At 44.0% G+C, this 13,686-nt stretch carries 15 protein-coding genes; 10 read left to right on the forward strand and 5 right to left on the reverse strand.

Annotation, left to right across the window (positions count from 1 at the left end; genetic code table 11):
* Positions 1-76 precede the first annotated feature (76 nt).
* The 5 genes from folB (at position 77) to HUX74_RS18895 (ending at position 4,855) form a co-directional block, all read left to right on the forward strand.
* A complete protein-coding gene (gene folB, locus HUX74_RS18875) occupies positions 77-442 on the forward strand; it encodes a dihydroneopterin aldolase (protein WP_174647228.1) in 366 nt (121 codons plus the stop codon).
* A gap of 258 nt (positions 443-700) precedes the next feature.
* On the forward strand, positions 701-2,416 hold the full coding sequence (locus tag HUX74_RS18880) for a hypothetical protein (RefSeq protein WP_254592892.1): 1,716 nt from the start codon (positions 701-703) through the stop codon (positions 2,414-2,416).
* Between the two features lie 146 nt (positions 2,417-2,562).
* Complete coding sequence (locus tag HUX74_RS18885) at positions 2,563-2,949, forward strand: DUF3244 domain-containing protein (protein ID WP_117599987.1); 387 nt, start codon at positions 2,563-2,565, stop codon at positions 2,947-2,949.
* Positions 2,950-2,982: 33 nt separating this feature from the next.
* Positions 2,983-4,050 carry a DUF4848 domain-containing protein gene (locus HUX74_RS18890; RefSeq protein ID WP_117599986.1) on the forward strand — a complete coding sequence of 356 codons (1,068 nt, stop codon included), beginning with the start codon at positions 2,983-2,985 and terminating at the stop codon, positions 4,048-4,050.
* A 115-nt stretch (positions 4,051-4,165) separates the two neighbouring features.
* On the forward strand, positions 4,166-4,855 hold the full coding sequence (locus HUX74_RS18895) for a porin family protein (RefSeq protein WP_117599985.1): 690 nt from the start codon (positions 4,166-4,168) through the stop codon (positions 4,853-4,855).
* Between the two features lie 193 nt (positions 4,856-5,048).
* Here HUX74_RS18895 and HUX74_RS18900 read toward each other — a convergent pair whose 3' ends face one another.
* Genes HUX74_RS18900 through mtaB form a run of 4 tightly spaced genes read right to left on the reverse strand, consistent with a single transcriptional unit; the run spans position 5,049 to position 8,894 of the window.
* Positions 5,049-5,567, reverse strand: coding sequence for a methylglyoxal synthase (locus HUX74_RS18900; protein ID WP_117599984.1), 519 nt, complete (start codon positions 5,565-5,567; stop codon positions 5,049-5,051).
* 47 nt (positions 5,568-5,614) lie between these two features.
* On the reverse strand, positions 5,615-6,631 hold the full coding sequence (locus HUX74_RS18905) for a glycosyltransferase family 2 protein (protein WP_174647229.1): 1,017 nt from the start codon (positions 6,629-6,631) through the stop codon (positions 5,615-5,617).
* Positions 6,624-7,523: a lysophospholipid acyltransferase family protein gene (locus tag HUX74_RS18910; RefSeq protein WP_131225409.1), complete on the reverse strand. Its 900-nt coding sequence runs from the start codon at positions 7,521-7,523 to the stop codon at positions 6,624-6,626. The genes HUX74_RS18905 and HUX74_RS18910 overlap by 8 nt, the downstream gene beginning before the upstream one ends.
* 54 nt (positions 7,524-7,577) lie before the next feature.
* Positions 7,578-8,894: a tRNA (N(6)-L-threonylcarbamoyladenosine(37)-C(2))-methylthiotransferase MtaB gene (mtaB, locus tag HUX74_RS18915; RefSeq protein WP_174647230.1), complete on the reverse strand. Its 1,317-nt coding sequence runs from the start codon at positions 8,892-8,894 to the stop codon at positions 7,578-7,580.
* A gap of 85 nt (positions 8,895-8,979) precedes the next feature.
* On the opposite strand from mtaB, the gene HUX74_RS18920 reads away from it, so the two are divergent.
* From HUX74_RS18920 to HUX74_RS18940, 5 genes are all read left to right on the forward strand, one after another.
* Entirely contained in the window at positions 8,980-10,653 is a 1,674-nt protein-coding gene (locus HUX74_RS18920) for a long-chain fatty acid--CoA ligase (protein ID WP_174647231.1), read from the forward strand.
* Between the two features lie 157 nt (positions 10,654-10,810).
* A complete protein-coding gene (locus HUX74_RS18925; RefSeq protein ID WP_005833237.1) occupies positions 10,811-11,023 on the forward strand; it encodes a hypothetical protein in 213 nt (70 codons plus the stop codon).
* A 333-nt stretch (positions 11,024-11,356) separates the two neighbouring features.
* Positions 11,357-11,602, forward strand: coding sequence for an RNA-binding protein (locus tag HUX74_RS18930; RefSeq protein WP_117966746.1), 246 nt, complete (start codon positions 11,357-11,359; stop codon positions 11,600-11,602).
* 109 nt (positions 11,603-11,711) lie between these two features.
* Positions 11,712-12,413 (forward strand): hypothetical protein, encoded by a 702-nt coding sequence (locus HUX74_RS18935; RefSeq protein WP_117599981.1) that lies wholly within the window; start codon positions 11,712-11,714, stop codon positions 12,411-12,413.
* An 18-nt stretch (positions 12,414-12,431) separates the two neighbouring features.
* A complete protein-coding gene (locus HUX74_RS18940; RefSeq protein ID WP_254592893.1) occupies positions 12,432-13,022 on the forward strand; it encodes a hypothetical protein in 591 nt (196 codons plus the stop codon).
* 208 nt (positions 13,023-13,230) lie between these two features.
* Here HUX74_RS18940 and rplI read toward each other — a convergent pair whose 3' ends face one another.
* Complete coding sequence (gene rplI, locus HUX74_RS18945) at positions 13,231-13,680, reverse strand: 50S ribosomal protein L9 (RefSeq protein ID WP_025832525.1); 450 nt, start codon at positions 13,678-13,680, stop codon at positions 13,231-13,233.
* Positions 13,681-13,686: the final 6 nt, after the last annotated feature.

Consider the following 13,686-nt stretch of genomic DNA (forward strand, 5'->3'; position numbering starts at 1 on the left):
TGAATCGTAATAACCGGATACCGATTTGCCCGTACCACAAAATATCAGTAAGTTTGCAGAAAACAATCTACAAGTAATGACCAGTTATATTTTCCTTGACACCCTTCGCTTCTTCGCCCATCACGGCGTGGACGAACAAGAAACCGTGGTAGGCAATGAGTTTACCGTCAGCCTGCGCCTGCAAGTTGATATCCGGCGTGCGGCAGAAACGGACGACGTAGCCGACACCGTGAGCTATGCCGATGTACATACAGCTGTGAAGGCAGAGATGGACATTCCTTCCAAACTATTGGAACATGTATGCGGGCGAATTATAAACCGATTGTTCCGCGACTTCCCACAGATAGAAGAGATAACGCTCAAGCTGGCAAAGCGCAATCCACCGATGGGCGCGGATATAGAGGCTGCAGGAGTGGAAATATGCCAACGCCGCGGAGAATGACAGATTGCCGAATCACCCCATTCACTATTGATACACAGACACTTCCCACTGCAAAGACACTGCATGCTTTTTGCAGTGGCACTGCAAACGGTTTGCAGTAACACTGCACATATATTTGCAGTAGTACTGCAACAGCTTTACAGTGACGCTGCAACAGATATGCAGTAGCACTGCAAAATGTATACAGAAGTTCTGCAGTGAGCATGCAGCAACTTTTCTGCCGTAGAATACCACCATTGATACCAATATTCCGTACCTTTGCCCCATCATCAACAAAAAGTCAATGAGAAACGCTATACAACGACTGGCATTACTCCCCATCGTCGCTCTCTTCCTGCTACCGGCCGCTTGCCACCGGACGGACGGGCAGAAGCTTTATTGAACAACGCCGACTCATTGCTGACAGCAAATCCGGACAGTGCTCTGCGACTGCTGGAGGCACTGCCTGCAACCACCAAACTTACACGTCGGGAGTCTGCCCGATACGCCCTGCTGCTGGCACAAGCCACAGACAAATGCGAAAAACCTCTGCTACCCTGCGACTCGCTACTGGACGTGGCACTGGATTATTATGACGATGACGAGCGCGAACGAGCCGTGGCACTTCTCTATAAAGGAAGACTGGAAGTGGAAATGGAACAAAGCGAACGGGCCATCGGCTTCTTGCTAGAAGGACTGGAAATCATAAAGAAATTCCCCCAAGATATTGAAACCAGAAAATATCTATTCAGCTCATTGGGAAACGAATACTTTGATGCACGGCTGTACGAGAAAGCAGGAAAGGCGTATCAAGAACTTTACAAATGTTGCACCACGGATAAAGACAAGTCGATAGCATTGAACAGCCTTGCCTCTTTTTATGCTGTAACAGAAAAAGAAGACTCTGCACTTATACTTCAATGCAAGGCTTTGGAATACGCCCAAATATCGAAAGATTCTGCCATGATTGCAACAACAGCCCTTAATCTCAGTGTAGAATATTCCAGTAAAGAAGCGAATGATACAGCCTTATATTATGCGCGAATGTCCTTACAATGGCTTCCCGGAAACAAAAATAGAAGTGATTATCACGCCAATATTGGCAATATATTCTTGGATAAAGAAGAAAGAGATTCTGCCATATATTATATAAACAAAAAAATAGAAGATAGCACAAATATAAAAGGACGGGCAAATGCTCTATTAAACTTATCTTATATAAAAGAAGAGCAAGGGGATTATCAAGCAACCACAGAATTACTATATCAGTTTGTAGACATCATTGACTCAATATATTTCACCGAGCAATCCAATAAGATACAGCAACTTATCCATAAATATGACTCTCAAACAAAAGTAAAGGAAGAACAGTTTAAAGGACAAAAAAAACTAAGGACAGCGATCGCATGTTTCACATTCTGCTGCTTCCTCATTGCCCTCTTCTATCAACATCGCATAAACAAAAGAAAAAGGCTGCAACTCATCAATGAGCAAAACCTGAAACAAGCCCAAGAAAAGCTCACTTCTTTGGAAACCACCATCGAAGAGAGTCACCGCATTGTAGTTCTATTGCAGAGGGAGCATTCTACATTAATACAAGAAAAAGAAAAAAACAATCAAGAGATACAAGAGCGGGAAAACCAAATAAAGAAACTGAAAGAAGAAAAACTGGCTTTGCGCAACTGGCTGTTCAAACAAAGCGACATATACAAGAAGATAATAAAACTCTCCAAACAAAACGTGTCAAGTAAAAAAGAACGAAGTGTACTGACAGATGCAGAACTGAAAAAACTAAAGGAAACCGTATTGGATATTTATACTGATTACATAGCTGGCATAAAAGTCCAATATCCCAAATTGACAGATGAAGACTTATTATTTCTCTGCTTAGATGAAATTGGGTTCTCTTCTCAAACAATATCCCTTTGTTTTGGCAATATCGACACACATGCCCTTGCCCAACGAAAATACCGCATGAAAAAGGAACGGATGTAGCCAAAGAATAAGTAAGTGTGATTATTCTAAACACAATACATCTGCAAATCAACACCTTACAAAAAAAACAAGTGTGATTGATTTCATGCTTCCATTTTAGTTTTTCCCTCTAACTTTGCCGCCATAAATCGATAAAACAACGAATAATGAAAGCAAAGTTATTTATGATTCTTTTAGTGGTACTCTTTATTGTACCGATAAGTGGAGCAGTTAATAAGCCAAGAAAACGTCCAGTCCTTTTGAGGAAACATGAAACACGCAAAAATGTGCTTCCACGCATCCCTATAGACTATACTATAGATGTAAGCAATAACGATAACTGTCCGCAAATACTATTTCAGTTTCCATTGCATGAATCCGACATCACCGTAGCAGATAAAAATGGGAACATCGTAATCAACGAACAACAAACCTCCATTTACGAAAGTAAAGCATTGTATATCTATACGCCTGAAGATTATCCTTATACAATAGAAATAACCTCCCCTGCTGTAGACATCACGGGAGAAATCACATTAGAGGAAGAGGATTAACCAACATATTATTTACATTTTAAACAATTAATCATGAAGAAAATTTTATTTCTTGCAACCATCCTATTGGCTAATATTTCATGCCAAGAGGAAGAAATCAACACACAAATCGAGCCTTCTGTACCCCAATCTAAAAACCTTCAAATTGTGCAAATCACCAACCAAGGGGAAATTATTCCAATCAATGGAACTACAACCAGAAGTTCTGTAGAAGGAGAACTTGCACTACGATTCATTTCCGAGTCCGATTACCAATCGACTATAACAGAAATCAGCCACATGACTGCTAAAGAAAGATTGGAATACGTAGACAACTTTATCTCTCTGCAGAAACTTGCCAACGAAGCAGACATGGAATTAGATGAAATAGGCGCGGTAGCAACCAGCGAAGCCGACTTCAGAAAGAGATATGCCCAATACGTAGAAAAGTACAGTGAAAAACTGATTACGAACAAATATGATGTAGAAGACTTGACACTGTACGTTCCCGATGGCGACAACCTCTCTACCTACCTTATCAATGAAAACAAAAAAGTAGTAATAGGCAATGAAGTCAAAGAAATTTCACTAAACAATGACATGAGTAGTTCTGAGAAAGCAGTATTTGCTGCTGATACGAGAGCCGGTGCAACCAACAGATTTGATTTCAAAGAAACAGTAGGTAAAAAGAAAACAACCGGAAATATAGAAATTGACAGCAGAGCATACATCAATGTACATGTAGGCTGTCAAAAGAAAATGTGGTACAGATGGAAAAGAGACGACAATAGAGATATCTATTATCAAGTCGCTGCAAGTCCTATGGCATATAGATATATAGGTCCTTATGGACAAGAACTTTACACCAATAACATACAATACTTTGCTTACCATAATGATGGCGACAAGCATGTAACTGTTGGCAGCTTACAGCCCGGAGGAAAATATCTTTCTGGAACGTTACGAGTTTGGACTGACAACTCTGTTAGTAATGTCAAAGATTCTGTAGAATATAACAACGTGTATGCACTCTATGAAAATAAGCTGGGAAAATTCAAACTTCCCAAACTTAACAATAGTGAATCTTATGGGGGAGACTTTTATATTGTAAAAACAAACTAAGTCAAAAAAGACATCGATACTTAATTTTATCTTACACTATCTGCCATTTTTCTTTATACAGAATGACAGATAGTAAGTGCTATAAACCAACTATAATTACCGATTTACATAATCAATGAAAGCAATCATAACTTTTATCTTAGGAGGAGTCTTCTGCTGTATGCAAGCCTCTGCCCAACAAGTCAAATTCGGCGTTGAAGCCGGCGGCAACTGGTCGCACTACAAAAACGATAAATCGAAAGCCGAACAAGTGGGAAGCATGGGAGGCGGTTTCCAACTGGGCGGAACCGTGGACTATGAGTTCAAGCACCATTGGATGTTGATGTCGGGACTTACCTGGATGCAAACCCGAAGCAGTATGAAGCTGTTCAATGCCAGCGTGCCTTACTTCCCCGATACGGAAATAAAGATGAACCACTTGAACATCCCCATAAAAATAGGCTACAACATCCGTATCAACAAAAACCTCAGCCTAATACCCTACATCGGTGTCTACGGCTCCATCAACTTCAATGCAGGTAAATGCGACGTAAAGAACCCTTATTATACAGGAGAAACCAATCATTGGAAGCCTATGGACGGGTATTCATACATCGTGCCGACAGAAGCAGACATCCCGTATGAATATGAAGCTACCATAGACGCTTTCCACCGTTGGAATTATGGTGCGGTGGGAGGCATGAAAGCAGTAATAGCAGGCAGATACACCGTTTCACTCCAATACTACGAATCCATAAAGAAAGTACAGAAACAATGCAACCTACACAACTATGGTTATCAGCTCAGCGTAGGCTATCAATTCTAACACAAAAACTAAAGTCTATAAGAAAGTTGCACATCCCTTGTGTCGGGTATGTGCAACTTTTATAATCGGTTTAAATTTATCAGCTTCAGCATCATTCACCTTATCTGTTTTTCGTTCAAACATCTTTCACCAGAAAGCTCTGTCAATCAATTACTTCCTTGTAAAGGTGAAGGTTATGAAGCACAATGAATGCCTATTTTTTCCGTTTCCGCTTCTTTGCCGATTCCACCGCTTCGGCCACCACCGGCTTATTTGCAAACCGCTTGGTGTAGTTGCTGTAATCGGGAACAGTGCGTTCATACGTCGGGTCGACAAACAACGGGCTGGAAATGATATGGTCTGCCGTACTGCGGTTGCAGCAGAACACGATGTTCTCCACACCGGCAAGGCGAGTCAACGCCTTCACATCCGTATCGTGCGGCTGAAGGGTCATGGGGTCGGTGAAAAAGAAAAGATAGTCAATCTCTCCGTCCACAATGCGCGAGCCCATCTGCTGGTCACCGCCCAAAGGACCGGATTTAAGGATAGTGAAATCCCACTCCACATCAGGATGTTTCTCCCGGAGGGCTTCGAGGATAAGGGTACCCGTGGTGCCCGTACAATAGAATTTATGCCCCATCAGCAATTCCGAGTTCCACAGTACCCACTCGATGAGGTCTTTCTTCATGGCGTCGTGTGCCACTAATCCGATTTTTCTAATTAGTTTTTCCATAATTCAAAACCTTTAATAGATTGAACAATTATAAAAGGCAACAGTTCCTACAATTGGGAAAAGAATTTCTTTCCATGCAGATAAAACTGCGCCAATATACTGCTTTTTGTCCGTTCCGGTATTACGGCAAGCGTAGTTTTTTTCAGATTCTCTTTGCGGGACGCTGCCAATGAAGCGCGGAAGGAGTGGTAGGCACGGCGCGCACGGAATACGGCCAAAGCATTGGGAAACTGGCCTTTCAGCATGAAACTGAACGCAGCCACATAATCGAGCACCACACGTACACGCATCACGGACGCCAAGTCCTCCTGCGGCAGATTCTTATAAAGCATGACAAGGTTATTACGAAAATTGAGGAAGGTCTTGCGCGGATTCTCCTTCTTCAAAGTGGCCCCTCCCACATGAAATACCACACTCTGCGGTATACATGCCAACTGTCTGCCACGGGCACGAAGCCGCCAACATAAATCTATCTCCTCCATGTGGGCAAAAAAACGTCCGTCCAGCCCACCCGCTTCCCGGTAATCCGCCAGACGGATGAACAGAGCCGCCCCCGTAGCCCAGAAAATGGGTATCACCGTGTCGTATTGCCCCTTGTCCTCTTCTACCACGCCCATAATACGGCCGCGGCAGAAGGGATAGCCATAGCGGTCGATGAAACCTCCCGCAGCTCCGGCATATTCAAACTGCCCCTTGTTACGCCAACTGCGTATCTTCGGCTGGCAAGCGGCCGTCTCCGGATAGGCATCCATATACTCTGCCAACGGGACAAGCCAGTGCTCGGTGACCTCTACATCGGAGTTGAGCAGCACTACATATTCTGCCTCCACCTGCTTCAATGCCAGATTGTATCCGTCGGCAAAACCGTGGTTCTCTTCCAGCAGAATCAAGTGCACAGAAGGAAACTCACGACGGAGCATTGCCACGGAGGCATCCGTAGAGCCATTGTCTGCCACATACACCACAGCACCATCCGCCTCCGAAAAATGCACAACAGAGGGAAGGAAGGAACGGAGCATATCACATCCGTTCCAATTCAATATGACAACAGCAATCTTATCCATGTTGCACAGATTCTTTTCGTTTCTTTTTCCAACGTTTATGAGACCAGAACCAATAAGCCGGTTCACGCCGGATGGTCTGCTCCAGACGACGGGCGAAGCACTCGGTTATCTCGCCATCCGCCGTCTGCTTGGGAGTTTCGGTAACCAAGTCGAAAAGCACTTTGCAATATCCTCTGGATGTCCGTTCCAATTCACAATAAAAGACGGGGAAGTCCATCAGCTTGGCAATGCGCTCGGCGCCATCCATGAACACGGTGTCCTGATTCAAGAAAGTAGTCCAATAATGGGCCTCGCTGCGGTTGGGCGACTGGTCTGTAATCAGGCCGATGGCTATCCGCCTGCCTTCACGGCGAAGCTTTATCACTTCGCGTGCCGTGGAATGTTTCGCCACATTATATCCTCCGAACCGGGCGCGGATATGCTTGAACATCTCGTCCAGATACTTATTGCTTAGCGGTTTGTACACCTGCACCGGGATGTCGCCCGGATGCATGATGGCCCCCATGCCTATAATCCACTCAAAATTGGCATAATGGGGAATCAGCAGTACAATGCCTCCATGCTTCTCTATCATGGCAAGGTATTCTTCCTTATTATCATACTTCATCCGGCGGCAGAGCTCCTCGAAAGACATGCGCAGCATCTTCACCTCTTCCAGCATATAATCGCAGATATAATGATAGAATTTGCGCTCTATCTCCATCAATTCGGTTTCCGACTTCTCCGGAAAGGAATTGCGAAGGTTGCGGCGAACGACTTTCTTCCGATAATGCACGACGTGGCGCATCAGGAAGTACAGCCCGTCAGACAACGCATAAAGCACCCGGAAAGGCAGAAGTGCCACAAGCCACATGCCCGCATAAGTCAGCCAATAGACAATTTTTGATTTCACTTCGTCAGTTATGAGTTATAAGTTATGAGTTATTTGTTGCAAAGGCGGCATTCCTCATTCCATTGCTCCCAAGAGTGCGGTGCCGTCGGCATTGAAATCGCCCAGGCGCACAGACACAAGCTGGTTGTCCAAGGCAGCATCATGAGGGACTTCCACACGGATATAATTGGGAGTGAAGCCGTGCATCGGCAGTCCGGGTTTGGGACGTTCCAGCAACACCGGCATCGTCTGCCCGATATGGCGCGCATAAAAAGCACGGGTCTTTTCGTCCGAAAGCTCCAGCAACTGCTGGCTCCTGCGGTGCTTTTCTTCGGGTGCCACCACGTGGTCTATCTTTAAGGCCTGCGTGCCGGGACGCTCCGAATAGCTGAAGACATGGAGCTGCGTCACGTCCAGGCTCTTGATGAACTCATAAGCCTGCCCGAAATACTCCTCCGTCTCTCCACGGGTACCCACAATCACGTCTACCCCTATAAAGGAATCGGGCATCACTTTCTTTATCTTCTTTATCTTCGAGGCAAACAAGGCGGTATCGTAACGGCGTCGCATCAGCTTCAGCACCTCGTCACTGCCCGACTGCAGCGGTATATGGAAATGAGGCATGAAATGCCGGGAACGGGACACGTATTCTATGATTTCATCTGTCAGCAGATTCGGCTCGATGGAGGATATGCGGTAACGCTCAATGCCTTCCACCTCGTCCAGCGCCTTCACCAAATCGAAGAAAGTCTCACCGGTAGACTTGCCGAAGTCTCCGATATTGACGCCAGTCAATACAATTTCCTTTCCACCTTCGGCAGCCGCCTGGCTGGCCTGCTCCACCATAGAAGCAATGCTGCCGTTACGGCTACGTCCGCGGGCAAAGGGAATGGTGCAATAGGAACAATAATAATCGCAGCCGTCCTGCACTTTCAGGAAGAAACGGGTCCGGTCGCCACGCGAACAAGACGGGGCAAACGAACGTATATCCTTCAAAGCGGAAGTGTAGGCCTCGCCGGTCTCGTGCTTCTGCAGATTGCCCAAGTAGTGAAGCAAGTCCTTCTTCTGCTCGGCTCCCAGCACGACGTCCACACCTTCTATCTTTGCCACCGTCTCCGGTTTCAGCTGGGCATAGCAACCGGTCACCACGACAAATGCACCCGGATGTTGCTTCACCAGTTTGTGGATGGCCTGGCGGCACTTCTTGTCCGCCACTTCCGTCACCGAGCAGGTATTCACTACACAAATATCCGCTTTCTCACCCTTGCGCGCCGTACGTACGCCCGCTTCCCGCAAAATTTTACCGATAGTAGAGGTCTCCGAGAAGTTCAGTTTGCACCCCAACGTATAGTAAACCGCCGTCTTATCTTGAAATATATTGGTATCTATCATGAGCTTATAAACACATTTATGCTGCAAATATATACATTATTAATCTATTTTTCCTACTTTTGCACACTCAACTAAAATTTGTGCAATGATACAAGAGAACTTTATCAAACTATACGAGCATAGTTTCCGCGAGAATTGGGACCTCCCCTGCTATACCAACTATGGAGAAAACGAGAGCTATACTTATGGCGAAGTGGCACAAGAAATAGCCAGACTGCACCTTATTTTCAAGTACTGCCAACTGCGCCGCGGCGACAAGATAGCCGTCATCGGCAAGAACAATGCCCGCTGGTGCATCGCCTATATGGCCACCATCACCTACGGCGGTATCGTAGTCCCCATTCTGCAAGACTTCAACCCCAATGATGTCCATCATATCGTAAACCACTCCGAATCGACGTTCCTCTTCACCAGCGATGCCATTTGGGAACATCTGGAAGAAGAACGGCTTACCGGAATTCGCGGTGTGTTCTCGCTGAGCGACTTCCGCTGTCTGTATCAGCGGGACGGCGAAACCATCCAGCGTTTCCTCAAGCATCTGGGCGATGAAATGGAAGCGACCTACCCGAACGGATTCCGTAAGGAAGACATCGTTTACACGGACCTTTCCAACGACAAGGTCATGCTGCTGAATTATACCTCGGGCACCACCGGATTCAGTAAGGGCGTCATGCTGACGGGAAACAACCTGGCCGGCAACGTCACCTTCGGCATACGTACCGAGCTGTTGAAGAAAGGGGACAAAGTGCTCTCTTTCCTGCCTTTGGCACATGCATACGGCTGCGCATTCGATTTCCTTACCGCCACGGCCGTCGGCACACACGTCACACTGTTGGGAAAAGTGCCTTCCCCAAAGATTCTGATGAAAGCTTTCGAGGAAGTGAAACCCAACCTGATTATCACCGTCCCCCTTGTCATTGAAAAGATATACAAGAATGTCATACAGCCCATCATCAACAAAAAGACCATGAAATGGGCGCTTAGCATTCCCTTGCTCGACGGACAGATATACGGGCAAATCCGCAAGAAACTGATTGACGCACTGGGCGGACGTTTCAAGGAAGTCATCATAGGAGGCGCGGCCATGAACCCGGAAGTGGAAGAATTCTTCCACCGCATCAAGTTCCCCTTCACCATCGGCTACGGCATGACTGAATGTGCCCCTCTCATCAGTTACGCTCCCTGGAATGAATTCGTCCCGACTTCCTCCGGACGGGTACTCGACATCATGGAAGCCCGTATCTACAAGGAAAACCCCGACGACAAACTCGGCGAAATACAAGTACGCGGCGAGAACGTGATGACCGGCTATTATAAAAATCCGGAAGCCACCAAAGAAGTCTTCACCGAAGACGGATGGCTCCGCACCGGCGACCTAGGCACACTGGACGAGAACAACAACCTCTATATCCGCGGACGCAGCAAGACCATGATTCTCAGTTCCAGCGGACAGAATATCTTCCCCGAAGAAATAGAAGCGCGGCTCAATAACATGCCTTTCGTCCTGGAAAGCCTTATCATCGAACGGAACAAAAAACTGGTAGCATTGGTGTATGCCGACTATGAAGCCCTGGATTCTTTAGGGTTGAACCAGCCGGACAATCTCAAAACTATCATGGATGAGAATCTCAAAAATCTGAATAACAGCGTGGCAACCTACGAAAAGGTAAGCCAAATCCAACTTTATCCGACAGAATTTGAGAAAACGCCCAAAAGAAGTATCAAAAGATACTTATACAATAGCATTGCCGAAGATTAATATGTTGTAGAACATATAGATAGGGATAAAAACAGCCGAAGCTCCAAAAAAAATATAAAAAAAGTTGGGGTTTCGAGAACAACATATTCAAAAAGTACATACCTTTGCAACGTTTTAATAAAGCAATTGATTGTATTACGTTTTAAAAGTAAAGAAAATGAAAAAATTAGTTTTGATGGCTGCAGCTATCGTAGCAGTATCTTTCGCATCTTGTGGCAACAAAGCAGCTAACGCTGAACAAGCAACTGCAGATTCTATCCGTATCGCTGACTCAATCGCAGCTGTAGAAGCAGCAGCAGCTGAAGCAGCAGCAGCCGCAGCAGCAGCTGACACTGTAGCAGTAGATAGCGCAGCTGTTGTAGCTGAATAATTTCAGTACAACACTCGAGAGAATTGAAAGTCTGACGTGCATACAAGCACACCAGACTTTTTTTATGCCCTATCCTCTCATTCTTTTCCCTTCCAATTGTTAAGTCTTGGTCTTATTTCACAAAAAAGGGTATAATATGGCAGATAAATGATAAAGTATAGTGCATATACCAAATAAAAAACGTTACTTTGCATCAACAAAACAATAAGAGGTTTATTACGATCTGCGTTTCATTATGTCTCTCCTCGATTAACCACATTGAGAATTTTCATTTCTGACTACAACTTCCTAAGACTCCTTTATTGAATTATTAATTTTTTATTTTTGTATTTTATGAATATGTACATTGGAAACCTTAACTACAACGTTAGGGAATCAGATTTGAGACAAGTAATGGAAGAGTATGGAACAGTAGAATCAGTAAAACTGATTATGGACCGTAATACAAACAGATCAAAAGGTTTTGCCTTCGTGGAGATGCCCGAAGCTGCTGAAGCCCAACAAGCAATCAACAAACTGAATGGAGCAGAATATGTAGGCCGCCAGATGGTAGTAAAAGAAGCATTGCCAAGAAACTAAAAATTATTGACTGACAATAAGCAAGGGCATATCTTAATAATAAGATATGCCCCTTCTTTGTTATTTGCATTTTTCCTTTATCTTTGATAAAACATACGTTCAAAAAAACATGAAAACAAAACTGATAGAAAAAGCAAAACAAATAAGCACTGAATATAAATTTGGAGACTTCTTCCGTAACTTTCTTGCTGTCATATTGGGTATTATCATCACCTTTGCAGGAAGCGACTGGATTACAGAACACAATGCCCAAAAAGAAGTGAAGGAATCCATACTATTGGTAAAAAGTGAATTGCAAACGAACCGTGAAGATATAGCATATATAAAAGAATTAGTAGAACTGGAACAAAAAGGCGCCTTATATCTATTGGAATACAAAGGTAGAATACAGGAGGCCGACCCGGATTCTTTACAAAAATATGATAGATTACCCTTCCAAAGCATTTCTTTTAATGCAATGTACGACGCATTGGAAATGCTCAAAGCTTCCGGCCTCATTCCCAAAATCAAAAACAAAGAACTGACTGTGCAAATTTTGACCGCCTACGCTATAGTCAGGAACAGCCAAAGCGCTTTCGATTCATACGGCAACATAAAACAGCGTTGCCTGGAAGAGTTGATGAAAGTCCCCGATGTCAAAAAAAGAATGAATTCCACCAACTATATTGATTGGAATTTCTACTTCAAATATCCAGAAGGAGTCGCTCTCATACAGCAAATCCCCCAAATACAAAGTACTGATATTTACCAAAATCATTTGAAAGCAATAGACAAAGTCATTGCAGCCATTGATGAAGAATACAACCAATAAAATCTCAATCACATACTTATGAAAAACAAGCTGAAAAAAATCTTTGTCTGCCCCACCGTTAAAAGGCGATTGGGAGATTTTATCTGTAACTTCACAGCAGTTGTATTAGGCATCTTACTGACCTTTGCCGGCAGTAACCTCATTGAAGAACATAAAAAACAGAAAGGACTTAAGGATGCACTATTACTGGTCAAAAATGAGATGTTACTCAACCGGGGATACATGACACAGATGATGGAAAGAGAAGAATTTGAAAAACAAGGAGCTTCATATCTGCTTCAGCACAAGGAAAACATTGCAAAGGCAGCACCCGACTCTTTAGAGAAATATGGGAATTTACCCTTTCAGACACAGACCTTCATTTACATTAACGATGCAATGGAAATGCTTAAAACGTCCTCGCTCATGTCTGCCATCAGAGACAAGGAACTTGCGACTCAAATCATTAAAACATACAATGCAATAAAAGGCTCCTATGAAACCTTTAATTCATTTATGGAAATAAAGCAAAAGAAGGTTGATAAATTAATCAATAAACCGGAGGTACAAAAATTCTTGACCAATGATGCAGATTACTCAACAGCAGAAGAATGGACTTTTTTTCTTTAAATTTCCGGAAGGAATCCAGTTAATTCAGCAGATATATTTCACCCATGACAGTCCAACCCGTATGTACAACAGATTTATCAAGCAGATTGATGAAACGGCATCTGCCATTGACGAGTTCTACAAATAGTGGCCAATTTGCGATTCAAACAAACAAAAAGCCCCATTTCTTATACAAAGAAATCGGGCTTTCTATTTATAGCGTACTTATTTATGCTTCTTCAGCAACCACCTCAAAAGGAACTTCTACAGAAACTTCCTTGTGCAACTTAACGATAGCCTTGTAGTTGCCAACTTCTTTCACAGCATCCTTCACAACGATAATCTTACGATCGATATTGTGACCCAATTTAGCCAGCTCTTCAGCAATCTGGATGTTACCAACAGAACCGAAAATAGTACCAGTGGAGCTAACCTTAGTAGCAATCTTCAATGATACACCTTCCAGCTTAGCAGCCAGTTCTTCAGCATCCTTTTTGATTTTCTCCAGCTTGTGAGCACGTTGTTTCAACTCTTCAGCCAACATTTTCTTTGCAGCCGGTGAAGCGATAACAGCTTTACCGGTCGGGATGAGGTAGTTACGACCGTAGCCAGACTTTACTGTTACGATGTCGTTCTTATAACCCAAGTTTACGATGTCTTCTTTCAATATAATTTCCATACTTTC

Source organism: Bacteroides sp. Marseille-P8574, from assembly GCF_902825465.1.
Taxonomy (GTDB): Bacteria; Bacteroidota; Bacteroidia; order Bacteroidales; family Bacteroidaceae; genus Bacteroides; species Bacteroides uniformis.